General features: G+C 66.0%; 23 protein-coding genes. 12 read left to right on the forward strand and 11 right to left on the reverse strand.

Going from position 1 to position 22,933, the window contains the following annotated elements:
• The first annotated feature begins 36 nt into the window (after nt 1–36).
• On the forward strand, nt 37–1,635 hold the full coding sequence (locus C3B78_RS09970) for an ABC-F family ATP-binding cassette domain-containing protein (RefSeq protein WP_104997928.1): 1,599 nt from the start codon (nt 37–39) through the stop codon (nt 1,633–1,635).
• Here the strand turns inward: C3B78_RS09970 and C3B78_RS20400 are convergent.
• From C3B78_RS20400 to C3B78_RS09995, 5 genes are read right to left on the reverse strand one after another with little or no spacing between them, the layout of a single operon-like run.
• Nucleotides 1,632–1,727, reverse strand: a complete 96-nt coding sequence (locus C3B78_RS20400) for a hypothetical protein (protein ID WP_396136716.1) — start codon at nt 1,725–1,727, stop codon at nt 1,632–1,634. The genes C3B78_RS09970 and C3B78_RS20400 overlap by 4 nt on opposite strands.
• A 35-nt stretch (nt 1,728–1,762) precedes the next feature.
• The gene (locus tag C3B78_RS09980; RefSeq protein ID WP_104997930.1) at nt 1,763–2,239 is read right to left on the reverse strand and encodes a YbaK/EbsC family protein; all 477 of its coding nucleotides are present in this window, start codon (nt 2,237–2,239) and stop codon (nt 1,763–1,765) included.
• A 3-nt stretch (nt 2,240–2,242) separates the two neighbouring features.
• Entirely contained in the window at nt 2,243–3,118 is an 876-nt protein-coding gene (locus C3B78_RS09985; RefSeq protein ID WP_104997931.1) for an SURF1 family cytochrome oxidase biogenesis protein, read from the reverse strand.
• On the reverse strand, nt 3,119–3,382 hold the full coding sequence (locus tag C3B78_RS09990; protein ID WP_104997932.1) for a hypothetical protein: 264 nt from the start codon (nt 3,380–3,382) through the stop codon (nt 3,119–3,121).
• The gene (locus C3B78_RS09995) at nt 3,379–3,816 is read right to left on the reverse strand and encodes a DUF3099 domain-containing protein (RefSeq protein WP_104997933.1); all 438 of its coding nucleotides are present in this window, start codon (nt 3,814–3,816) and stop codon (nt 3,379–3,381) included. The genes C3B78_RS09990 and C3B78_RS09995 overlap by 4 nt, the downstream gene beginning before the upstream one ends.
• 153 nt (nt 3,817–3,969) lie before the next feature.
• On the opposite strand from C3B78_RS09995, the gene C3B78_RS10000 reads away from it, so the two are divergent.
• Nucleotides 3,970–4,695 carry a beta-ketoacyl-ACP reductase gene (locus C3B78_RS10000; protein ID WP_104997934.1) on the forward strand — a complete coding sequence of 242 codons (726 nt, stop codon included), beginning with the start codon at nt 3,970–3,972 and terminating at the stop codon, nt 4,693–4,695.
• Nucleotides 4,696–4,822: 127 nt separating this feature from the next.
• Nucleotides 4,823–5,587, forward strand: a complete 765-nt coding sequence (locus C3B78_RS10005; RefSeq protein WP_104997935.1) for an SDR family oxidoreductase — start codon at nt 4,823–4,825, stop codon at nt 5,585–5,587.
• A 91-nt stretch (nt 5,588–5,678) separates the two neighbouring features.
• Here C3B78_RS10005 and serB read toward each other — a convergent pair whose 3' ends face one another.
• Nucleotides 5,679–6,572 carry a phosphoserine phosphatase SerB gene (gene serB, locus C3B78_RS10010; RefSeq protein WP_104997936.1) on the reverse strand — a complete coding sequence of 298 codons (894 nt, stop codon included), beginning with the start codon at nt 6,570–6,572 and terminating at the stop codon, nt 5,679–5,681.
• Nucleotides 6,573–6,786: 214 nt separating this feature from the next.
• Between serB and C3B78_RS10015 the strand changes: the two genes are divergently transcribed.
• From C3B78_RS10015 to C3B78_RS10035, 5 genes are all read left to right on the forward strand, one after another.
• Complete coding sequence (locus C3B78_RS10015; protein ID WP_104997937.1) at nt 6,787–7,572, forward strand: ABC transporter ATP-binding protein; 786 nt, start codon at nt 6,787–6,789, stop codon at nt 7,570–7,572.
• A gap of 17 nt (nt 7,573–7,589) precedes the next feature.
• Complete coding sequence (locus C3B78_RS10020) at nt 7,590–8,375, forward strand: sulfite exporter TauE/SafE family protein (protein ID WP_104997938.1); 786 nt, start codon at nt 7,590–7,592, stop codon at nt 8,373–8,375.
• A gap of 7 nt (nt 8,376–8,382) precedes the next feature.
• Entirely contained in the window at nt 8,383–9,234 is an 852-nt protein-coding gene (locus C3B78_RS10025; protein WP_104997939.1) for a TrmH family RNA methyltransferase, read from the forward strand.
• A gap of 99 nt (nt 9,235–9,333) precedes the next feature.
• A complete protein-coding gene (locus C3B78_RS10030; protein WP_066275740.1) occupies nt 9,334–9,591 on the forward strand; it encodes a type B 50S ribosomal protein L31 in 258 nt (85 codons plus the stop codon).
• A gap of 109 nt (nt 9,592–9,700) precedes the next feature.
• Complete coding sequence (locus C3B78_RS10035) at nt 9,701–10,792, forward strand: lipoate--protein ligase family protein (protein ID WP_104997940.1); 1,092 nt, start codon at nt 9,701–9,703, stop codon at nt 10,790–10,792.
• A 47-nt stretch (nt 10,793–10,839) separates the two neighbouring features.
• Here C3B78_RS10035 and pepN read toward each other — a convergent pair whose 3' ends face one another.
• Complete coding sequence (gene pepN, locus C3B78_RS10040) at nt 10,840–13,533, reverse strand: aminopeptidase N (RefSeq protein WP_104997941.1); 2,694 nt, start codon at nt 13,531–13,533, stop codon at nt 10,840–10,842.
• Between the two features lie 33 nt (nt 13,534–13,566).
• Nucleotides 13,567–14,622 (reverse strand): YeiH family protein, encoded by a 1,056-nt coding sequence (locus C3B78_RS10045; RefSeq protein ID WP_104997942.1) that lies wholly within the window; start codon nt 14,620–14,622, stop codon nt 13,567–13,569.
• Nucleotides 14,623–14,735: 113 nt separating this feature from the next.
• Between C3B78_RS10045 and C3B78_RS10050 the strand changes: the two genes are divergently transcribed.
• Genes C3B78_RS10050 through C3B78_RS10060 form a run of 3 tightly spaced genes read left to right on the forward strand, consistent with a single transcriptional unit; the run spans nt 14,736 to nt 18,127 of the window.
• Nucleotides 14,736–16,292: a circularly permuted type 2 ATP-grasp protein gene (locus C3B78_RS10050; protein WP_104997943.1), complete on the forward strand. Its 1,557-nt coding sequence runs from the start codon at nt 14,736–14,738 to the stop codon at nt 16,290–16,292.
• Between the two features lie 60 nt (nt 16,293–16,352).
• Nucleotides 16,353–17,279, forward strand: a complete 927-nt coding sequence (locus C3B78_RS10055; RefSeq protein WP_013600945.1) for an alpha-E domain-containing protein — start codon at nt 16,353–16,355, stop codon at nt 17,277–17,279.
• Nucleotides 17,276–18,127: a transglutaminase family protein gene (locus tag C3B78_RS10060; RefSeq protein ID WP_104997944.1), complete on the forward strand. Its 852-nt coding sequence runs from the start codon at nt 17,276–17,278 to the stop codon at nt 18,125–18,127. Before C3B78_RS10055 ends, C3B78_RS10060 begins: the two co-directional genes overlap by 4 nt.
• Before the next feature lie 13 nt (nt 18,128–18,140).
• Here the strand turns inward: C3B78_RS10060 and C3B78_RS10065 are convergent, their stop codons facing one another.
• From C3B78_RS10065 to glgC, 3 genes are all read right to left on the reverse strand, one after another.
• Nucleotides 18,141–18,608 carry a pyridoxamine 5'-phosphate oxidase family protein gene (locus C3B78_RS10065; protein WP_104997945.1) on the reverse strand — a complete coding sequence of 156 codons (468 nt, stop codon included), beginning with the start codon at nt 18,606–18,608 and terminating at the stop codon, nt 18,141–18,143.
• A gap of 15 nt (nt 18,609–18,623) precedes the next feature.
• On the reverse strand, nt 18,624–20,075 hold the full coding sequence (locus tag C3B78_RS10070; RefSeq protein ID WP_104999736.1) for an SDR family NAD(P)-dependent oxidoreductase: 1,452 nt from the start codon (nt 20,073–20,075) through the stop codon (nt 18,624–18,626).
• Between the two features lie 71 nt (nt 20,076–20,146).
• Entirely contained in the window at nt 20,147–21,556 is a 1,410-nt protein-coding gene (gene glgC / locus C3B78_RS10075; RefSeq protein WP_104997946.1) for a glucose-1-phosphate adenylyltransferase, read from the reverse strand.
• Nucleotides 21,557–21,659: 103 nt separating this feature from the next.
• Here glgC and glgA point away from each other — a divergent pair, with 103 nt between their 5' ends.
• Entirely contained in the window at nt 21,660–22,865 is a 1,206-nt protein-coding gene (glgA, locus tag C3B78_RS10080) for a glycogen synthase (protein ID WP_104997947.1), read from the forward strand.
• The last annotated feature ends 68 nt before the right edge of the window (nt 22,866–22,933 follow it).

Below are 22,933 nucleotides of genomic sequence, written 5' to 3' on the forward strand. Positions count from 1 at the left end.
TGCGGCTTATCCCTGCTGTGAAAGGCTCTACCTGCTGTGATTACTGTCCAGGACCTCGAACTGCGTGCCGGCGCCCGGCTCCTCATGGATCAGGTGAGCTTCCGCATCGACAAGGGAGACAAAATCGGGCTGGTGGGCCGAAACGGCGCCGGGAAGACGACGCTCACCCGGGTGCTCGCGGGTGAAGGCCTTCCCGCAGCGGGCAAAGTTACCCGTACCGGCGAAATCGGCTACCTTCCCCAGGATCCGCGCACGCCGGACATGGAGCAGCTCGCCCGGGACCGGATCCTGTCCGTCCGGGGCCTGGACATCGCCGTCGGCAAGCTCCGCGTAGCCCACGAAGAGATGGCCAGCGAGGACGCTGCCGTGCAGCGCAAGGCAATGAATCGCTACGACCGGCTCGAGTCCGAGTTCCTGGCCGCCGGCGGTTACGCCGCCGAAGCCGAGGCTGCAGCGATCTGCTCCAACCTCGCCCTGCCGGACCGGCTGCTGAACCAGCCTCTTAAGACGCTTTCCGGTGGCCAGCGGCGCCGCGTGGAACTGGCGCGCATCCTGTACTCGGACGCTGAGACCATGCTCCTCGACGAGCCCACGAACCACCTCGATGCGGACTCCATCGCATGGCTCCGTGACTTCCTGAAAAACCACCAGGGTGGGCTCATAGTGATCAGCCACGACACCGAACTCCTTGAAGCCACCGTTAATAAGGTGTTCCTGCTGGATGCCAACCGTGCGCAGATCGACTTCTACAACATGGACTGGAAGCGCTACCTGACGCAGCGCGAAACCGACGAACGTGCCCGCAAGCGCGAGCGGGCCAATGCTGAGAAGAAGGCCCAGGTCCTGTTCGACCAGGCCAACAAGATGAGGGCGAAGGCCACCAAGGCTGTCGCGGCCCAGAACATGGCCAAGCGCGCCGAACGCCTGTTGAGCGGCCTGGAGGCTGTCCGCGAGCAGGACCGGGTGGCAGCCCTGCGCTTCCCGGATCCCTCACCGTGCGGCCGGACCCCGCTTACCGCCGAGGGACTCAGCAAGTCCTACGGTTCGCTGGAGATCTTCACTGACGTGGACCTGGCCATCGACCGCGGCTCCAAGGTGGTCATCCTGGGCCTCAACGGCGCCGGTAAAACCACGCTGCTGCGGATGCTCGCCGGTGTGGACAAGCCCGATACCGGTGACGTGATTGCCGGGCACGGACTGAAGGTGGGCTACTACGCGCAGGAGCATGAAACCCTCGACGTCGAGCGCACCGTCCTGGAAAACATGCGTTCCGCTGCACCTGACATGAAGGACGCAGAGGTGCGCGGCATCCTGGGCTCGTTCCTGTTCTCCGGCGACGATGTCGACAAGCCCGCCGGCGTCCTCTCCGGCGGCGAAAAGACGCGCCTCGCCCTGGCCACCATCGTGGCCTCCAGCGCCAACGTGCTACTCCTCGACGAGCCGACCAACAACCTGGACCCCGCCAGCCGCGCCGAAATCCTCGGCGCCCTCAAGAACTACAGCGGAGCCGTGGTCCTGGTCAGCCACGACGAGGGGGCTGTCGAGGCCCTCAACCCAGAGCGCGTCGTCCTGCTGCCGGACGGTATCGAGGATCACTGGAACGAAGACTATTTGGACCTGATTACGCTGGCTTAGGCTGTCGGTTTTGTTTGCGTTCGCTGCGCGACGCCGGTGATTTCCCGCGTGCTGGCTCCTTCGTCGCCTTTGACGCACGCTACATAAATCACCGACGCCGCTGCGCTTGTGGGCCTGTCACCTTGGGTCAGCGGACGTTAAGCTCCAAGGCTCCGGTAATTCTCTGCAACTGCCCGTAGGTGATGCTGAACATTGAGTTGTGGTCTCCTGCTCCGGCCCAGAGGAGTTCCTGTTTCTTGAGGGAGCTGTCCAGGAGGGCCCTGATCTTTTCCGGGTGGCCCACCGGGGCCACTCCGCCTACCGCCTGGCCGGTATGCTGCAGAACGAACTCGGGGGAGGCGCGGCGGATTCTGCCTTCACCCAGCTGCCCGGCCACCAGCCTTGTGTCCACCCGTGCGGCCCCGCTGGCAAGGATCAGCAGGGGCTCCTCATTGAGCTCGAAGATCAGGCTGTTCGTGATCGCCGCGAGGTCGCAGCCGAGCGCCTCAGCTGCCGCGGACGCCGTCGGAACGCCCGCCGGAAAAGTCCGCACGGTGTCCCCAACTCCGGCAGCCACCAGGGCCGCGCGCACCAGGACCACCGGGCCGCCGTCGTGCTCCGTCATCCGTCAGTACCCCTGGGCGTCGAGGAGTGCGTCTTCCTCTTCCTCGGATGTCGCCTTCTTCCGCTTCCTGGGAGGTGACGGACGACGGCGTGGTGCCCCGGCCGCCGCGCGGGGCGCGCCGTCCGCAAACGCGTCGTCGTCCTCGGCGTCAATGGCAGCGTTGCGCGCCTGCTGGCGGGCCGCGTAACCGAAACCGACAAACATCAGGACGCCGAACGCGAACCACTGCAGCGAGTAGGAAAGGTGTGTGCCTTCCTCTGTGGAAGGCTTGGGGAACGCCATGGGCATCTCGGCGGCCGGGGGAGTCTCGGAGGCGAGCTGCCCGTAGGCTCCGGTCAGCAGCGGGTACCCAAGCTGGGCGGAGTAGGCGGGAAGGTCGATGGACGCCAGCTGGCCGTCGGGGGCGCCGCGCTTGAGTTCAGGCTCGGGATGCTTCAAGCGGACGACGGCGGTCACCTCACCTGGAGGGGGCGCCGGTACGGAGTCGGGGCTGCCGGGATTCCTGTTGCCGATGGGCAGCCACCCACGGTCGATCACGACGGTTTCACCCGTGGCCAGCCGGAACGGGACCACCACTTCGTAGCCAGGCTGGCCATTGAGCGGACGGTTCCGGACCACGCGCTGGCCGTCAACAAGATAGGTGCCCCGCAGCTCCACCTGCGTCCACTCCATGGCAGGATCCAGCCGGCTGAATTGTTCCTTGGCGTCCTTGAACGGAATGGGCGCCGCAGAGTAATTGGCCACCACCCGGTTGATCTCAGCGAGGGTCTCGGCGCGGCGGTCCATCTGCCAACGGCCCAGGAACACACAGGCGGTGGCGAAGATTGCGGCCAGCAGGAGATAACCCAGCCATTTGCTGGAAAAGAGGAAGCGGTACATTCAGCTGTCCTGCTCCGGCGCACCAAAGTAACCCTCAAGCGGCAGGGTTTCCTTCCACAGCCCCCTCGTCTGGAGGTAGTCTTCCAGCCATTCCCGGTGGTCCCCACAGGCGAGCCAGGTCTTGCGGCGCTCGGGGGTGTGGATTTTAGGGTTGTTCCACAGGAGCTGCCAGGAGGCCTCGGAGCGGCAGGCCTTGCGGGAGCAGATGGCAGCGGATTCGGTGAGCGCGGGATCGGTTCCCGCCGCGAAGTCGAAAATACTCATGATGCCCTCCGCTCCTGCCCGGTTGTTGTTGTTTCGTCGTCATCATTGATGAGTTCGCCCTGCAGGACCTCGGTGCCGTGTTCGTCATCGGCGGATGGTGCCGGGGGACTCTCGAGTTCCGCCAGCGGGGCGGAGTCCAGCAGCAGGTCACTGTGCCCCTCCGCCTTGTCGCTGCCGTTCGCTATGACCACCGCAATCCACGGCAGGAACACGGCTCCGGCCACCGCGATAATCTTGAACCAGCCGTCCACCACGAAGATCAGGATCAGGCACACCATGCGGATACCCATGGCCAGCGCGTACTTGATCATGCGCTGGCGCATATCCTCGGAATGGGCCGCCGCAGCATCCGTGATGCTATGGACTTCCGCATCGCCGGAGAACCGGCCGGGTTCTCCAGTCGCGGATTGTCCCGCATGGTTTTCAAGGGTCACGGTGATTGATCACGCTCCAAAGGCTTAGCTCAATTCTCTCACCATCGGCAGTGGCACCCAAACCCGGGCCGGGCCGGACGCTAAGATCGAAGTCAGCCAAATTGCCCCTACCTACCGCGGCCCCTGCGCGCCGCAGAATACCGGAGCCCCTCCATGACTGAAGCAGCCACCGCCCCCCGCAGCGTCCTGATAACCGGCGGCAACCGCGGCATCGGACTTGCCATCGCCGAGGCGTTCCTGGCCAACGGTGACAAGGTTGCCGTCACCTACCGCAGCGAATCGAAACTCCCGGAGGGGATCCTTGGGGTCAAGGCCGACGTCACGGACGAAGCCTCCGTGGACGCCGCCTTCAAGGAAGTGGAAGCGGCGCACGGTCCAGTGGAGGTCCTGGTGGCCAATGCTGGCATCACCAAGGACACCCTGCTGCTGCGCATGAGCGAGGACGACTTTACGTCCGTCATCGACACCAACCTCACCGGTGCCTTCCGCGTCATCAAACGCGCCTCCAAGGGCATGATCCGGCTGCGCAAGGGCCGGGTTGTCCTGATCTCCTCCGTGTCCGGCCTGTACGGGGCTCCCGGCCAGATCAACTACTCGGCGTCGAAGGCAGGCCTTGTGGGCGTCGCCCGTTCCCTGACGCGTGAGCTTGGATCGCGGGGGATCACGGCCAACGTCGTGGCCCCGGGCTTCATCAACACGGACATGACTGCCGAACTCCCCGAAGCCACCCAGAAGGACTACCTTTCCAGCATCCCGGCCGGCCGCTTTGCCGAGGCCGCCGAAGTAGCCAACGTGGTCCGCTGGATTGCCAGCGACGAGGCAGCATACATCTCCGGAGCCGTCATCCCCGTGGACGGCGGCCTGGGCATGGGGCACTGACCGGCGCAGACAAACTAGCAGCGCGGCGCTTCTTTGTGTAGGTCACACAAGGGAATTGGCCGGGGCCGCTGGCATGATGGACTGCAGGCCATCAGCAATTTAGACGTTTCAGACAAAAGGAGCCCGCATGGGACTGCTGGATAACAAGACTGCCATCGTGACCGGATCCTCCCGCGGCATCGGCGCGGAAGTGGCGAAGAACCTGGCCAAGGAGGGCGCCGCCGTCGTGGTCAACTACCGCCAGAAGGCTCCGCGCGCCAACAAGGTGGTCCAGGGCATCGAGGCCGAAGGCGGCCGTGCCGTGGCGGTGGGTGCCGACCTCACCAGCCAGGAGGGCGTGCAGGCCCTGGCCAGCGCCGCCATGGAGAACTTCGGGTCCCTGGACATCCTGGTGCTGAACGCTTCGGGCGGCATGGAGACCGGCATGGGCGAGGACTACGCGCTCAAGCTGAACCGCGACGCCCAGATCAACATGCTGAACGCCGCCGTGCCCCTGATGCAGGAAGGCTCCCGGGTGGTGTTCGTGACCAGCCACCAGGCCCACTTCATCAACACTGTGCCCACGATGGAAGCCTACGAGCCCGTCGCCCGCAGCAAGCGCGCCGGGGAGGACGCCCTGCGTGAACTCATTCCCAGCCTTGCCGAGAAGGGCATCACCCTGGTGGTTGTGTCCGGCGACATGATCGAGGGCACGGTCACCGCAACGCTCCTGGACCGCTCCACGCCTGGTGCCATCGAGGCCCGCCGCGCTGAAGCCGGAAAGCTGTACTCCGTGGAGGAGTTTGCCGAGGTGGTGGCCGGCATGGTCACAGCCGACGTCGAATCCGGCCACACCGAATACGCCGGCGGGGCAGACTACTTCGGCAAGGGCACCGGCCAGGCCACAAGCTAGGTTCCCGACCCCCGACACGAAATGGCAGTTCGCGGCAGTGCTCCTTCTTCCGGACACTGCCGCGAACTGCCATTTCGCACTTAAGAAGTGGTCAGACGCCGGCGACGTACCGGACGGCGTCGAGGTATGGCATGTTGACGGCGGCATCAGCGACGGCGCGCACGGCGGGTTTGGCGTTGAAGGCGATGCCAATGCCTGCCGCGCCGAGCATGTCCAGGTCGTTGGCGCCGTCGCCTACGGCCACGGTGTACTCCAGCGCGATGCCCTCGGCTGCTGCCCATTCACGCAGGTACTTTTCCTTGGCTGCCCGGTCCACCACGGCGCCGAGGACTTTGCCCGTCAGCGCGCCGTCGACAATCTCCAGCTCGTTCGCCTGCCAGTAGTCCAGGCCCAGCTCACCGGCGATCGGCCCCAGGATCTGGTTGAAGCCGCCCGACACCACTGCCACCACGTGGCCCGCAGCCTTGAACGCGGAAACCAGTTCCCCGGCTCCCGGGCTCAGCTTCACTTCCTGGCGGACGGCATGGACGACGTCGGCGGGAAGTCCCGCGAGGACTGCCACCCGTGCGTGGAGGCTTTGGGCGAAATCCAGTTCCCCGCGCATCGCGGCTTCGGTGACAGCGGCCACTTCTTCGCGTTTCCCGGCGTAGGCGGCCAGGAGTTCGATGACCTCCTGCTGGATCAGGGTGGAGTCCACGTCCATGATCAGGAGTTTGCGTTCGGCTGACCGCAGGCCGGCAGGGACCAGGGCGGTGTCCAACCCGCCGATGGAGGCCCCGGCCACGGCATGGCGAAGGGCGGCAAGTCCGGCGGCCGTCGCATCCGGGAGCGCAAGGTCCGCGACGTGGACCTGGTACCGCTCATCGCCAAGGCTTGCCTCGGACAGCACGGCGGCGCCGTGCGCGGTGAAGATGGAACGGAGCTGCTCCAGCCCGGTTGGGGTTACATTCAGGCCGTAGCTGACCGCAGTCACGTTCGAAGTCATGCCTGCAATCTTAGCCAGCGGGCGAGGGGTCCCTTGAATTCATTTCACGGCTGCTGAAAGGTGGCAGGCGGGCGGCCCTGTTGGTGGCAGAACCATGGCTCCGGTTCTCACCCAACTGGCCTGACGGGCCTACGGGGAAGCTGCTCAGCCAGGGTTTCGCTGTTACTTGCGCCGGTTATCAGTCGGCCTCTTTTTTGTCCTAGTGTCTACTCCTATGAGTGATGTTCTGGAATTGGCTTCCGTCAGCGTTGTCCGAGGCAAAAAAACCCTGCTGGACAAAGTCGACTGGGAGGTCAATGAGGGCGAGCGCTGGGTGATCCTCGGCCCCAACGGCGCCGGCAAGACGACGCTCCTGCAGATCGCTGCAGCCCGGCTCCACCCCAGCAGCGGGAAAGCCGGCATCCTTGACGAAATCCTCGGGCGCACGGACGTCTTCGAGCTCCGCCCCCGAATCGGACTTTCCTCCGCCGCGCTGGCTACCCAGATTCCTGAACAGGAGAACGTCCTCAACGTCGTGGTCACCGCCGCTTACGGCGTCACCGGCCGCTGGCGCGAGGGCTACGAGCGCGATGACGAGCGGCGTGCTTTCCGGCTGCTCAACGACTGGGGGATGGGCCCGCTCCTCAACAGGACCTTCGCCACCCTGTCCGAGGGGGAGCGCAAGCGTGTCCAGATCGCCCGTGCCCTTATGACCGACCCCGAGCTGTTGCTACTTGATGAACCGGCGGCCGGCCTGGACCTTGGTGGCCGCGAGGAACTCGTCCACAAGCTTGGGGAACTCGCACAGGACGAGGCCGCGCCGGCCATGGTCCTGGTGACGCACCACCTTGAGGAAGTCCCGCCGGGCTTCACGCACGCCATGCTGTTGCGCGACGGCGGCGTGGTAGCCGCGGGTGCGATCACCGACGTCCTGACGGCCGAAAACCTCAGCAAGACCTTCGGGCTGGACCTGGACGTGAGCGTCAACGCCGGCCGGTACACCGCCATCGCCCGCCGCTAAGGCGGCACTGCAGCACCTTGGATCTCCTCAGCAGCATCTTTGTGTCCATCGCCGGCCTCTGGGCCGGCACCATCAACGCCGTGGTGGGTTCCGGCACCCTTGTGACGTTCCCCGTGCTCATTGCACTGGGAATCACTCCCGTGGTGGCCTCGATGAGCAATGCCATGGGACTGGTGGCCGGCGGTGCTGCCGGAGCCTTCGGCTACCGCAGGGAACTGAAGGGCCGCGGCCGGCAGTTGATGAGGCTCCTGCCGGCGTCGCTCCTTGGCGGCATCTCCGGCGCCTGGCTGCTCCTTCACCTCCCCGAAGAGGTGTTCCACTACGTTGCGCCCGTCCTCATCGTCCTGGCCCTCCTGATGGTGGTCTTCCAGCCCCGCCTGCAAGTCTGGGTGCGCACCCGGGAGGAGAACCCGGAACACGCGGTGCGGGACAAAGGGCATGGCATCCTCCTGGTGGTGCTGGTCTACCTCGCCGGCGTATACGGCGGCTACTTCGTCGCGGCGCAGGGGATCCTGCTGGTGGGCATCCTGGGGGTCTTCCTGACGGGCACCATCCAGAACGCCAACGCTATGAAGAACATCCTGGTTTTGGGCGTGAACCTGGTGGCCGCGGTGTCCTACGTGCTCTTGGCGTTCGACCGGATCAACTGGCTTGTGGTGCTGCTGATTGCCCTGAGCTCCAGCATCGGCGGTCTTATCGGGGCCAAGGTGGGCCGCCGGCTCCCGCCCGCCGTGCTGCGGGCCGTGATCCTGGTCCTGGGCCTGGTGGCACTGGGATTCATGATCGCGAATCTGCTGAAATAATCACCCGGTGACAATCCACTATCTCGAATCCGCCGCGGACCCCCGTGTCTCCGACTACACGCAGCTCACGGACGTGCACCTGCGCAAGCTCAGGGAACCGGCTGAAGGCATGTACATTGCCGAGTCCTCCCGCGTGCTGCGCCGGGCGCTGGCAGCCGGACACCAGCCGCGGTCCTTTTTCCTTGCGGAGAAGTGGCTGGACGACCTCCAGGACGTCCTGGCCGCGCATCCGCAGGTCCCCGCCTTCATCGGCAGCGCCGCCCTACTGGAGGAGATCACCGGTTTTCACCTTCACCGCGGTGCCATGGCGGCGATGCAGCGCCCGGAGCCGGTGCCGCTGCCGGAGCTGCTGGCCGGAGCGCGGAGGGTGGCCGTCCTTGAGGACATTGTGGACCACACCAACGTGGGCGCCATCTTCCGGTCGGCAGCCGCCTTGGACATCGACGCCGTCCTGGTTTCGCCGCGCTGCGGTGATCCGCTCTACCGCCGCAGCGTCCGGGTGAGCATGGGCACTGTCTTCCAGGTTCCGTGGGCCCGGCTCACCAGCTGGCCGCAGGACCTGTACCTGCTCAAGGAACACGGCTTCACGGTTGCGGCGCTGGAGCTCACCAGGGACGCGGAGGACGTGGACGCGGTGGCTGCCCGGAATCCGGAAAAGCTCGCCCTGGTGCTTGGCACCGAAGGTGCCGGAATGAGCGCCGGGACGCTCGCCGCCGTCGACCTCGCCGTCAAGATACCCATGCGCAACGGCGTGGATTCCCTGAATGTTGCGGCCGCATCGGCGGTGGCGTTCTGGGAGCTGCGCCCCCGGCACCAGGCCGTGCCCGCCGTTCGCGGGCACCATGGTTATCCGCTATGATTGATAGCTGGCTGCCCTGAGCTTCACGGCACAGGACACGGCCATCCCATTCATACCTGGCAGCTGGCAAAATCCAGTTGTGCGAACAAAGGTCCCATTATGAAGTCTGATATCCACCCGAAGTACGAAGCTGTTGTTTTCAACGACCTGGCTTCCGGCACGAAGTTCCTGACCAAGTCCACCGTTTCTTCCTCGAAGACCATCGAGTGGGAAGACGGCAACACCTACCCGGTCATCGACGTCGAAATCTCCTCCGAGTCCCACCCGTTCTACACGGGCAAGCAGCGCATCATGGACTCCGCAGGCCGCGTCGAGCGCTTCAACGCCCGCTTCAAGGGCTTCGGCGGCAAGAAGTAACATACTTCCGCAAGGTTCTTTGGGAAAGTCCGCACCGGCAACCGGTGCGGACTTTCTGCGTTCCGGCACCGTATTACTTGGTGCGCCGCTTCTGCGGCAGGATGGAAGCATGACCGGCACACCTGTTCCAGAGCATCCTTCCGCCGCCCGCCTGCATGGTGAATATAAGGTGCCCGGCGGCAAGCTCGTGGTGGTTGACCTGGACGTCATTGGCGGCAGGCTGGCCAATGTGAGCGTCAGCGGCGATTTCTTCCTTGAGCCGGACGAGGCACTCCTCGACATCAACCGCGGGTTGACCGGACTGCCTGACACGACGACGGCGGCCGAGCTTGCCGCCGTCGTCTCATCTTCGCTGCCGGCCGGGGCAGCCCTGTTCGGCTTCTCCGCGGACGCCGTCGCCGTCACCGTCCGCCGCGCCCTGGCCAAGGCGACCTCGTGGGCGGACCACCAGTGGAACGTCATCGCACCCACCGTCCTGCCCACGCAAATCAATGTTGCCCTCGACGAGGTCCTCACGGAGGAGGTCGGCGCGGGCCGCCGCAACCCCACGCTCCGTTTCTGGGACTGGCAGGAGCCGTCAGTGGTCATCGGCAGCTTCCAGTCGGTCCGCAACGAGGTGGACCCCGCCGGCGTGGAGAAACACGGCATCACAGTGGTCCGGCGCATCAGCGGCGGGGGAGCAATGTTTATGGAGGCAGGCAACTGCATCACCTACTCCCTCTACCTGCCGCAGACCCTGGTTGACGGCATCAGCTTTGCCGACTCCTATCCGTTCCTGGATGCGTGGGTCATGGCGGCACTGGAAAAACTCGGCATCAACGCTTTCTATGTACCGCTGAACGACATCGCCACGGACCAGGGAAAGATCGGCGGGGCCGCGCAGAAACGCCTCGCCAACGGCGGCATGCTGCACCACGTGACCATGAGCTACGACATCGACGCCGACAAGATGGTCGACGTGCTGCGGATCGGCAAGGAGAAGCTCTCGGACAAGGGCACCCGCAGCGCCAAGAAGCGGGTGGACCCGCTCCGGCGCCAGACCGGCCTGGCCCGTACCGCCATCATCGCCGCCATGGCGGACGTTTTCGCGGACCGGTACGGCGCAACGCCTTCAGAGCTGACCGAGGCCGAACTTGGCACGGCCCGGGAACGCGTAGGCAGCAAGTTCGGCACGGCAGACTGGCTGCACCGCGTCCCGTGAGCCCATCCATTGCTCCGTACCTGCCGTTTTCACCGGCGAAACGACAGTTACGTGGGCCCACACCCATGGGGTTCCCTGGCCGAGCTTGCGAGGCGAGGGCACGGGTGGGGAGCAGCCGATGGTGAATTCACGACGGCGGCCTGTGCGTTGAGCGCCCGCAGCAGGTGGCTGCGCTGCTCCACGATGATGCGCCGCAGGGCGCGGGGAGCGTCTCCGTTGTCCGCCAGCCACTTGTCAGTGCGCAGGATGACCGGATGCTCCGCCGGCGCCGAACCCTCCGCCAGGTCCTGTGCCAGGGGATACAGCCCCCGGACGATCCGGCCGGCGATCTCTATGCTGCGGCTCTCCCACACGCCGCGCAGGCACTCGAAATACGGCTCGACGTAAGCCTCCAGCAGCCCCGCGGGCGACGTGATGAACCCGCTGATGGTGGCGCTCAGGAGCTGGTTGGAAAGCTCATGCCCGTGCACCGCCGCCGTCCAGGCCGCTGCCTTCACGTCCTTGCCAGGACGGGCGGCGATCGCTGTGGCATGCCCGGCGCGTCCGGAGGCCGTGGTGTCCCGGGCGAGTTCGGCGTCAAGTTCTTCCACCGTTGCCCGGCCGTGTGCTGCCAGGGCGTGCCAGAAGTGCCAGCGCAGTTCGGCGTCCACTGCCAGTCCGGCCACCTCGGCGGTGCCGTCCAGGAGGGCGCGCAGCCGGGACGCCATGGCGTCATCGTGCCGGCTGAGGGTGGCCACCGTCCTCGCCCAGGCCAGCTGATGGTCCGAGCCGGGCCGGGCTGCATCCAGTTCGGAAACTGCGGCCGCCAGGAAGGATGACCGTACGGCGTTCCGGACGGGTGCCGGCGTGTAGCGTTCGACGGCGGTGCAGGCGTTCTCGAGGACATTCAGCAGTACGCCGATGCCGGTTTCGGCAGGTGCGAACGCGGCGACCGCCTCGACGTAACGTGATGCCGGGCTTTCGCCGTCGCGGGCTGAATTCCAGAGCGCCGTCCAGCACAGCGCCCGGGCCATCGGGTCGGCGAGCCGGTCCAGGGCGGAAAGGACCGTGGCTTCGGACGACCGATCAAGCCGGACCTTGGCGTACGTGAGGTCCTCGTCATTAACGAGCAGGAGCGCAGGCCGGGGCTTGCCGGCCAGCTGGGGAAGTTCGGTCCGCCCGCCGGTCACGTCCGTCTCGAACATCCCGGTCCGCACCAGGGCCCCGTCGGCGTCGAAGTTGTAGGAGCCGACGCGGAGCCGGTGCGGCCGCAGCTCCTCCCGTCCCGTGACCGGGTCCGTGGCTGCCTGGACGATGGCCGCCCTGTCCAGCACACCGTCGTCGTCCGCCGCCGGGACAATCTCCAGCGACAGCGTGGAGATGCCCGAAGTCTGCAGCCACTGCTGCGCCCAGCCGGCCAGATCCCGTCCGGAGGAGGCGCTAAGTGCGGCCAGCAGGTCGTCAAGCGTTGTGTTGCCGTAGGCGTGTTCGCGGAAGTACCCGCGGGAACCCCTGATGAACGCCTCGAACCCGACGTAGGCCACCAGCTGCTTCAGCACCGAGGCGCCCTTGGCGTAGGTGATGCCGTCGAAGTTCTGCTTGGCGGCCTCGAGGTCCGGGATGTCCGCCACGATCGGGTGCGTGGTGGGCAGCTGGTCCTGGAGGTAGGCCCACGCCTTGCGCTTGTTGGCGAAGTTCACCCAGGCGGTGTCCCAGTCCGTGGCCTGGTCCACGCCCAGGGTTCCCATGTAGTCGGCAAAGGATTCCTTGAGCCACAGGTCATCCCACCACTGCATGGTCACCAGGTCGCCGAACCACATGTGCGCCATCTCGTGCATCAGCGTGTTGGCCCGCCCCTGGTACTGGGCATCGGTGGCGCGCGAGGTGAAGACGTAGCTTTCGGTGAACGTGACCAGGCCCGGGTTCTCCATGGCGCCGAGGTTGTACTCCGGCACGAAGGCCTGGTCGTACTTGCCCCACGGGTAGGGGTAGTCGAAGAGCCGGTTGAAGAAGTCCAGGCCGTTCCTGGTGAGCCTGAAGAGTTCGTCGGTGTCGAAGGAGTGCGCCATGGAGGCGCGGCAGTAGAGGGCGAGCGGCACATCCAGGGAGGTCCCGTCGTCGAGGGTTCCCTGCCAGCGGTCCTGCGCCTTGAAGTAGGGGCCGGCCAGCACGGTGGTGACGTACGTGGACATCGGCTCTGTGGCCGCGAAGTCCCAGCGCGCCGAGGCGGGGTCGTCGGGAAGGATGGTCCGGTCAACCTCGGCGCCGTTGGATGCGACGTGCCAGCCGGCGGGGGCCGTCACGTGGAAGGTGTAGGTGGCTTTGAGGTCGGGCTGCTCGAAGTTGGCGAAGACCCGGCGTGCGTCTGCGGGCTCGTACTGGGTGTAGAGGTAGCACTGCCCGTCGGCGGGATCAACGAACCGGTGCATGCCTTCACCGGAGCGGCTGTACAGGGCAGTCCCGGTCACTGCCACCTGGTTGCGGGGCTGCAGGTTGTCCAGCCTGATCCTGGCGCCGTCCGCCACGTCCTCAACGGCGAGTTCCCTGCCGTTCAGGACAACGCTGTGGACCTCCCCGATGAAGTCCAGGAACGTTGCTGCCCCGGACTCGGCGGCGGTGAAGGTGATGATGCTGCGGGTTGGATAGCCGGCGGCGTCCGGATCCGCAGCCTGCCGCACGTCCAGCGAAACGTCGTAGCTGGTAGTGCTGATCAGGACTGAGCGTTCGGCGGCTTCGTCGCGCTGCAGATTCTCATGTGACACCCAGCTATCTAATCACGGGATGAGTGACCAGAATCAGGAGGCGATCAGCAGGGCTGCCGCCAGTCCCAGGACGGCAATCAGGAACCATGAGGCGAGGGCCGCCAGAAGTGCCCGCCCGCCGGTGTGCAGGAGGGTCCGCATCCGGACAGCGGACCCCAGCCCGAACAGCGCGGCGCCGAGCAGGATGTCCTGCAGAGCGCCCGCTGCCTCCAGCCATCCCGGCGCCAGCCAGCCGGTGGAACGGAGCCCCACCATGCCCATGAAACCCAGGACGAAAAGCGGCACCACCGGCGGCAGTTTGGCGTTCCCGCCGTCCCCGGGAGCAGCCGGCCGGGGCGCAAAACGGTGGTGCGCGCCGGCTATTGCTGAGACCGGCGCCAGCAGGAGCACCCGGGTGAGCTTAACCACGACGGCGATGCCGAGTGCCGCCGTCCCGGCCGTTTGCGCCGTGGCCACCACCTGGCCGACGTCGTGCACCGATGCGCCTGTCCAGGCGCCGAAGACGGGCGCGCTGAGCCGAAGGGGATGAACCAGCAGGGGAAGGACGCCGATGGCAAGGGTTCCGCAGAGCGTCACGAGGGCCACCGGCAGGACGGTGTCCACGTGCCGGATCCGGCGGACGGCGGCGATGGCGCCGATGGCCGAAGCACCGCAGATCGAGAACCCGGTGGCCACCAGGAGTGAGGTCACCGGCGGTAGCCGGAAGAGCCGGGAGATGGCATATGTCCCGCCGAAGCTCGCCGCCACGACGCCGACGATCAGGACCAGGGACAGCCAGCCCAGTCCCAGCACGTCGGTGATGCTGACCTTTAGGCCCAGCAGGACGATTCCGCCGCGCATAAGATGTTTCCCGGCGAAGTCCAGTCCGGGCCGGGCCCTGCCGGCTGTCCAGGCTCCGGCCGCCGGCAGGTTCGCGGTGAGGACGCCCAGGGCCACTGCCAGCGTCATGGCCGGCAGCACGGGCACCAGCCAATGGACCAGGAACGCGGCGGCCAGCGCGACTGCCGCTGTAGCCAGGCCGGGGAGCAGCCTCTCCGGCCGGCCGGGCAGTCCCGGCCCCGGGTTGCGGAAGGATCTACGGACGGGCACTCACCTACTGTGCCGGAAGAGGGGCGGAATGCACGAATAGGGGGACCTGCGCCAACACGCCACAATGGATGGCAGTAATGAATTCGAAACAAAAAGATGGTTGGCTATTGGACATGTCAGACCTATTCCAGGATTACTCCGTGGCCGCCGGCCGGTCCGGGGCCTACGACGAGATGTTCGCCCCCGGGCAACAGGCCCGTGACTCGTACGGGCAGGTGGCGGACGCCCTTCGCAAGCTCTCCCTGGCCGATGTCAGCGCGCGCGCCGACTCGATGGCGCGCACCTTCCTGGACCGCGGCGTGACATTTGACTTCGCGGGGGAGGAGCGCCCGTTCCCGCTGGACATCGTTCCTCGGGTCATTCCTGCCGGGGAGTGGGATGTGCTGGAGCGCGGGGTAGCCCAGCGCGTACGCGCCCTGGAGGCGTTCCTCAACGACGTGTACGACAAGATGACCGTCGTGGCTGACGGGGTGATCCCGCGGCAGCTGGTCACCACCAGCGCGCACTTCCACCGGCAGGTCCATGGCTTCGAACCGGCCGGCGGCGTCCGGGTCCACATCTCGGGCATCGACGTTGTCCGTGATGCCGCCGGAACCTTCCGCGTGCTGGAGGACAACGTCCGCGTTCCCTCCGGCGTAAGCTACGTCCTGGAGAACCGCCGGGCCATGGCGAAGGGCTTGCCGGAGGCTTTCGGCCAGCAGCTCATCCGGCCTGTCGAGGAGTACCCGCGGCGCCTGCTCTCTGCCCTGCGGAAGACCGCTCCGTCCGGCGTGGACGATCCCACCGTCGTCGTCCTGACCCCCGGCGTGTTCAACAGCGCCTACTTTGAGCACACCCTGCTTGCCGGCCTGATGGGCGTTGAGCTGGTGGAGGGGCGAGACCTCATCTGCCGCGGCAACCGCGTATACATGCGCACCACGGCGGGCGAGCAGCGAGTGGATGTCATCTACAAGCGGATCGACGACGATTTCCTTGACCCCCTGCAGTTCCGGGCCGACTCCATGCTCGGCTGCCCCGGCCTGGTCAACGCAGCCAGGGCCGGCGGGGTCACCATTGCCAACGCCGTGGGCAACGGCGTCGCGGACGACAAACTGGTCTACAGTTACGTCCCTGACCTCATCCGTTACTACCTCAGCGAGGAACCCGTCATCGCCAACGTGGACACATACCGCCTGGAGGAGAAGGAATCCCGGGAGTACACCCTGGACAACCTGGCCGAACTGGTGGTCAAGCCCGTGGACGGTTCCGGCGGCAAGGGGCTGGTCATCGGCCCGGATGCCTCCAAGGACGAACTGGACGCGCTCCGCCAGCGGATCCTCGCTGATCCCCGCGGCTGGATCGCCCAGCCGGTGCTGCAGCTTTCCACGGTTCCCACCTTGAGCGGTGACAAGTTCGGCCCCCGCCACGTGGACCTTCGGCCGTTTGCCGTCAACGACGGCGACAACGTCTGGGTGCTCCCGGGCGGCCTGACCCGCGTGGCTCTCAAGGAGGGCTCCCTGATTGTGAATTCCAGCCAGGGCGGCGGGTCCAAGGACACCTGGGTCCTGGCCGATTCCCCCCAGGTGCCGGTGGAAACAGTGCCGCGGCCGTCCATCTCCGTCCGGGAGCGCGTATCCGTGTGGCCTGTGGAGAGCAACTGGCGGGACCGCCAGTCGGAGCAGCAGCAGTGAGCCGGGCCGCAGCCCGGGCAGTTCCTTTTCCAGTTTCGGGCACGCAGGAGGTAGCCGCGAATGCTTAGCCGTATTGCCGAGTCCCTTTTCTGGATCGGCCGCTATGTGGAGCGGGCGGACGGCACCGCCCGGATCCTTGACGTCCACCTGGAGCGCCTCAACCACCTCCCCATGGAGGAACGCAAGAGTGTGGCACAGGAACTCCTGGCTGTTATGGGAGCCAGGCCGCAGAGCGAGGACTTCGGGCTGCCCGAACTGCTCCACGCACTTGCCTATGACAAAACCAGCGCCACCTCCATCGCCGGTTCCCTCGGGGCGGCACGGGAGAACGCCCGGCGCGCCAGGGAGACTGTCTCCTCAGGGCTCTGGGAGAGCCTGAACACCACGTATTACGGGCTGAGCCAGCACCGCAAGGACGTTGTGGGAACCTACCGGTTCTGCAACTGGACCCTGGAACGGACTGCCATGGTCAGCGGCCTGGCGGACACCACCGTCAGCCACGACGAAAGCTGGCTCTTCCTTGTGCTGGGCCGCTCCCTGGAACGGGCGGACATGACGGCCCGCATGCTCTCCACCCGGGACGTGCTGTCCGCCGGCATGTCATGGGTCAACATGCTCCGGTGCGCCGGGGCGTACGAGTCCTTCCTGCGGACCCGCCGGGCCGCTTTCGGGGACCAGCACGCTGCCGAGTTCCTGCTGCTGGACCGCCTCTTCCCGCGGTCCATCGTGTATGCCCTGCGGGACGCCGACGAGTGCCTGGCAAAACTCGATCCTTCCGCCCAGCGGGTGGGGTTCATCAATGACGCGCGGCGCATTGTGGGGCAGGCGCGGACGTTCCTCGAGTTCCACCGGACGGATGACCTCATGTCCGAGCTGCCCGAGCACATGGAGCGCGTGCAGAAAGCCGTGTCCCAGGCCTCGGACGCCATTTCCCGTAAGTACTTCAATCAGGCGGATGAACTGGCCTGGGTGGGAGAAGTTTCATGACCCGGCTGAGCATCGTCCACAAGACGGCCTACAAGTACAACAAGCGGGTCACTCTGTCCTACAACGAGGCCCGCATGACGCCGCTGACGGATTCCCAGCAGGTGGTGCTGGAGTCCGTGGTCAAGGTTTCGCCGTCGCAGGCTGCCGTGAGCACCTACCGGGACTACTGGGGCACCAGGGTTACTGCCTTCGACATGCAGATGCCGCACGAGCACCTTGAAGTGGTTTCCAACATCACGGTGGAGGTCCACCGGGCCGAAAAGATCCCCTCGGAGTCGGACATTGCCGGCTGGGATGTCCTGGCCTCACCCGAGACGCTCAACACCTTCAGTGACTGGCTTCCCCAGTCCAGGCTGAGCGGGCCCGGAGACGAAGTCCTGGGCATCATCCCGGGAGTCGTGGCCGGGAAGAACCCGCACGAGGCCGCCATGGCAGTGTTCGAGTGGATGCGCGGCGAAATGACCTATATGTCCGGTTCCACCGCGGTCACCACCAATGCGGAAGAGGCCTGGGGCCAGCGGCAGGGCGTGTGCCAGGACCTGGCCCACCTGGCCATCGGTGCGCTGCGCAGCTGCGGCATCCCTGCGCGGTACGTCTCCGGTTACCTGCACCCCCGCTCAAGCGCCGGCATCGGCGAGACCGTGGCCGGGCAATCCCATGCGTGGCTGGAGTGGTGGGACGGCGACTGGCGCAGCTGGGACCCCACCAACCACAAGCCGGCCGGCGACTTCCACGTGACGGTAGCCCGGGGCAGGGACTACCGCGATGTGCCGCCGCTGAAGGGCATTCTCTCCGGCGGGGGCGGTTCGGCCCTGAGCGTCAGCGTGGAGATCACCCAGCTCGCCTGACCGGCCGGGGCCTTTACTCCTGGGCGGTCCTCACAGCGCCGCTGAGCTGGGTCCACCAGGTCACGGGCTCCGTCACCTTGAAGCGGCGGCCGGTGATGGAGTCCGGCGTGATCCGGACGAAGATGTCCTTTTTGCCTGCCTGCCAGGGGAAGAGGAAGAGCTGGGTGGTTTCCAAAACCTGCTCCGTGCCGGTGACGACGGCGGCCGTGCCCTTCACCACCACGCTCCACGCCAGCCCCGTATTGGGATCCACGCCGTCCGCCTCCAGCGCCACCGGTGCGTCCTCCGACGCGCCGGAAAGCTTGGTGCCTTCGCTGGTCCGGAACACCAGGGTGCCCCGGTCAACCGTGTAGTTGACGGGGAAGATGTCCGGGCGTCCCGCCACCAGCACCGCCAGCCGGCCGACAGACACTGTCCGGAGCGCGGCCCAGCACTCATGGTGTTCAAGATCCTGGACGTCAGATACGGGTTCGGCACTCATGCCGCGAGCTTACCCTCACCAGGGGCTGGGTTTGTAGTCCTTGAGGAACACGCCGTACTGGTCCTCCCCGTTCTCCCCCATGACGATCGGATCGTAGACGCGGGCGGCACCATCCACCAGGTCCAGGGGCGCGTGGAAGCCTTCTTCCATGAGCCTGACCTTGGTGAAGTGGGGACGCTCGTCGGTAATCCAGCCGGTGTCCACGGCGGTCATCAGGATGCCGTCGCTGTCCAGCATCTCCTGGGCGCTGGTGCGCGTCATCATGTTCAATGCCGCCTTGGCCATGTTGGTATGCGGGTGGCCCGGACCCTTGTAGGCGCGGGAGAACTGGCCTTCCATGGCGGACACGTTGACGATGTATTTGCGGCGGGCGGTGGATCGCTTCATGGCTCCCCGCAGCCGGCTCACCAGCAGGAAGGGCGCGGTTACGTTGCAGAGCTGCACCTCGAGCATCTCCAGCGGATCCACCTCGTCCACCACCTGGGTCCAGCTGTTGATGGTGGCCAGGTCCGGTACCAGCCCGCCGGCGTCGATGGCAGTTCCTGACGCGATGCGCTCCAGCGAGGCCGATCCCGTGGACAGCGCCAGCGACGTGATGGCGTCCCCGGCGAGGACCGGGTGTTCCGTCACGCTGCTGGCCAGCGCCAGGGGGTGCTTGTCATGGGCGTGGCCGAACGTCACCAGTTCCGGACCGCCGTTGGCCTGCTCCAGCGCCGCCGGAAGCGGTTCGTCCTCGGCGTCCACCAACGGTTTGTAGGCATTGCCGGAACGGCGGACCGTCTGCGCCGCGTTGTTGATGATGATGTCCAGCGGGCCTGCCTCATTGAGCGAGTCCGTGAGGGCCATGACCTGGGCGGGGTCGCGGAGGTCGATGCCCACGATCCGGAGCCGGTGCAGCCATTCGCCGCTGTCCTCCATGGCGGCGAACCTGCGGGCGGCATCCTTGGGGAAGCGGGTGGTGATGGTGGTGTGGGCGCCGTCGCGGAGCAGTCGAAGCGCGATATACATACCGATTTTGGCCCGCCCTCCGGTCAGGAGCGCGCGGCGGCCGGTCAGGTCGGTCCGGGCATCCCGCTTGGTGTGGCTGAAGGCAGCGCACTCCGGGCATAGCTGATGGTAGAAGGCGTCAACCTGGGTGTAATGCTGCTTGCAGATGTAGCACGGGCGGGAGCGGATCAGGTGCCCGGCAACCTTGCCGGTGGCTGAGGTGGCGAGCTTGTTCCCGCGGGTCTCGTCGTCGATCCGGTCCGGCGCGGCGGTTGCCGTCCGGGCGATCACTGCCCGGTCCGCCTCGGAGATCAGGTCGCGCTTGGCTACCCTGCGGTGCCGTTTGACGGCTTTGAACATTTTCCCGGTGGCGCGCCGCACCGAAACATAGTCCGGGTGCTCCTCGTCATAGGCATGGATGGTATTCAGGACCTTGAGGCAGGCCTGGATTTCCTCAGGGGTCAGATCGGGGGAGCTCACCATATCGATTTTACAGCCTGGGATCCAGCCGGCCGCACCCCCTTCGGGATGGGCCGGCCCATTGAACGACGTCAGGAAATCCGCGCCCCCTGCACAGCGTCGGCAGCAGCAGCTGCGTGGGTTTGGGCAACCCTGTCCACGGACTCCCGCACTTCGGGGTGGAGGTCTGCAGCCGCCTTCACTGCGTTCGGGACGAGCGGGAGGTTCCTGGCAGCGAGCTTCCGTTCCTCCTCGCCGGGCTCGGGAACGTCCTGTCCCTTGGCGAGCACCGTGATGCCCGAGTCGGTGACCTTGAAGCCGCGGGCGCGGTCCAGGTCCGCGTCCAGGCCAATTGCCGCGCCTGCCGGAACCTTGACGTTCTTGTCGATGATGGCCCGGTTGATCACTGCACCCTCGCCCACCTGCACCTTGTCCATCAGGACTGAGTCGATGACCCGGCTGCCGGTGGCCACGTAGACGTCGTTGGACAGGACAGAGCCCTCCACGATGCCGCCGGAGATCACAACGCCGCTGGAGACGATCGAGTCCAGGGCCGTGCCCACCGTATTGTTCTGGCCGCGGACGAACTTGGCCGGCGGCGAGATGCTCTGCCGCGTGTAGATGGGCCATTCCGAGTTGTAGAGGTTGAAGACCGGGAGCGGGGAGATCAGGTCCATGTGGGCGTCGTAGAAGGAGTCGATAGTGCCGACGTCGCGCCAGTATGTCCGGTCACGTTCGGTGGAGCCCGGGATGTCGTTGAGGGTGAAGTCGTACACGCCGGCCTCGCCCTGGTTCACGAAGTAGGGGATGATGTCCCCGCCCATGTCGTGCTTGGTGTCCAGCCGCTCGGCGTCCACGTGCAGCGCTGCAACCAGGGCGTCGGCGTCGAAGACGTAGTTGCCCATGGAGGCCAGGAACTGCGACGGGTCCGCGGCCAATCCAGGGGTGGTGGCAGGCTTTTCCACGAAGGCGGCAATTTTTTGGGGATCATTCCGGTCCACTTCGATCACGCCGAACTGGTTGGCCATATGCAGTGGCTGCCGGACAGCGGCCACTGTTGCCTTGGCGCCGCTGTGGACGTGCTGCGCCACCATCTGGGCGAAGTCCATGCGGTAAACGTGGTCGGCGCCGACCACCACAACAATGTCCGGGTTGGCGTCGTGGATGAGGTTCAGGGACTGATAGATGGCGTTGGCGCTGCCCAGGAACCAGCTCTTTCCCACGCGCTGCTGGGCCGGAACCGAGGCTACGTAGTTACCCAACTGGGTGGACATGCGCCAGGTCTCGGAGATGTGGCGGTCCAGGCTGTGCGACTTGTACTGGGTGAGCACAACGATCTGCAGGTAGCGGGAATTCACCAGGTTGGACAGCGCGAAGTCGATCAGGCGGTAACTCCCGGCAAAGGGGACCGCGGGTTTCGCCCGGTCCGCCGTCAGCGGCATCAGTCTGTTTCCCTCGCCGCCTGCTAGGACAATGGCCAGGACTCTTTTGTTCAACGGCATAATGGTCGCTCCTGTACGCCTTCGTAACTCCCCAAGACAGTCCGGCATGCCCGGACTCCTTCACACTAGAACAGTTAAGGCCTGAAGGACTACCTTGGGTCTTGTGCGAATAGACATTGTGACTAAAGAGTTCCCGCCGGAGATCTACGGTGGCGCCGGAGTCCACGTAGCCGAATTGAGCAGGGTGCTTAGTAAGCATGTTGACCTGCAGGTTCGTGCTTTTGGCGCTCCCCGCGATACCGACTACCATGGCTCCGCCGTGACGTCCTACCAGGTGCCTGAGGACCTTGCCGGGGCCAACGCCGCAGTGCAGACCCTTGGCGTGGACCTCCGGATCGTCCCGGACGTGGAAGGCGCGGACCTGGTCCATTCGCACACCTGGTACGCCAACATGGCAGGACACCTCGCATCCCTGCTGCACGGCATCCCGCACGTCCTTAGCGCCCACAGCCTGGAGCCGCTGCGCCCCTGGAAGGCGGAGCAGCTCGGCGGCGGGTACGCGCTCTCTTCCTGGGTGGAAAAGACGGCTTATGAGGCTGCGGCAGCCATCATCGCTGTTTCCGAGGGCATGCGCCAGGACATCCTGCGCAGCTACCCGGACGTGGATCCCGCGAAGGTCAAGGTGGTCCACAACGGCATCGACGTCGAGCTGTGGCAACGCGACGAGAATGACGACGCCGTCCGCGCCCTTGGCATTGATCCGGCCAAGCCCAGCGTGGTTTTTGTGGGCAGGAACACTCGCCAGAAAGGCGTTCCGTACCTGCTGCGGGCCGCGGCGAAGCTGCCTGCCGACGTCCAGCTGGTCCTGTGCCTGGGGGCGGCGGACACCCCGGAACTCGCCGCCGAGACGGCCCGCCTGATCGAGGACCTGCAGAGCCAGCGAACCGGCGTGGTGCTCATCGAGCGCATGCTGCCCCGGCACGAACTTATCCAGGTCCTCAGCCACGCCACCGCCTTTGCCTGCCCCTCTATCTATGAGCCCCTCGGCATCGTGAACCTGGAAGCAATGGCGTGCGGCGCGGCAGTAGTGGCCAGCGCCACCGGCGGCATCCCGGAGGTGGTGGAGCACGGCCGGACGGGCCTCCTCGTGGACCTTGAGCAGGTCACCGACGGCACCGGGACGCCCCTCGATCCGGAAAAGTTCGTCACCGAGTTCGCGGCAGCCCTCACCGAGGTTGTCTCCGATCCGGAGCGGGCACGCGCCATGGGCCAGGCCGGGCGGGTGCGAGCCGAGAAGCACTTCTCCTGGGAGTCCATCACCGGGACCACCCTTGAGGTGTACCGCTCGGTGCTGCCGTCCCACGGCTAACGATTCCTCGCTATAAAGAACGACGGCGCCGCTCCCCTCACAGGGGAGCGGCGCCGTCGCTCTTTATG

The sequence above is a fragment of the Arthrobacter sp. PGP41 genome (assembly GCF_002953935.1).
Classification (GTDB): Bacteria; Actinomycetota; Actinomycetes; order Actinomycetales; family Micrococcaceae; genus Arthrobacter.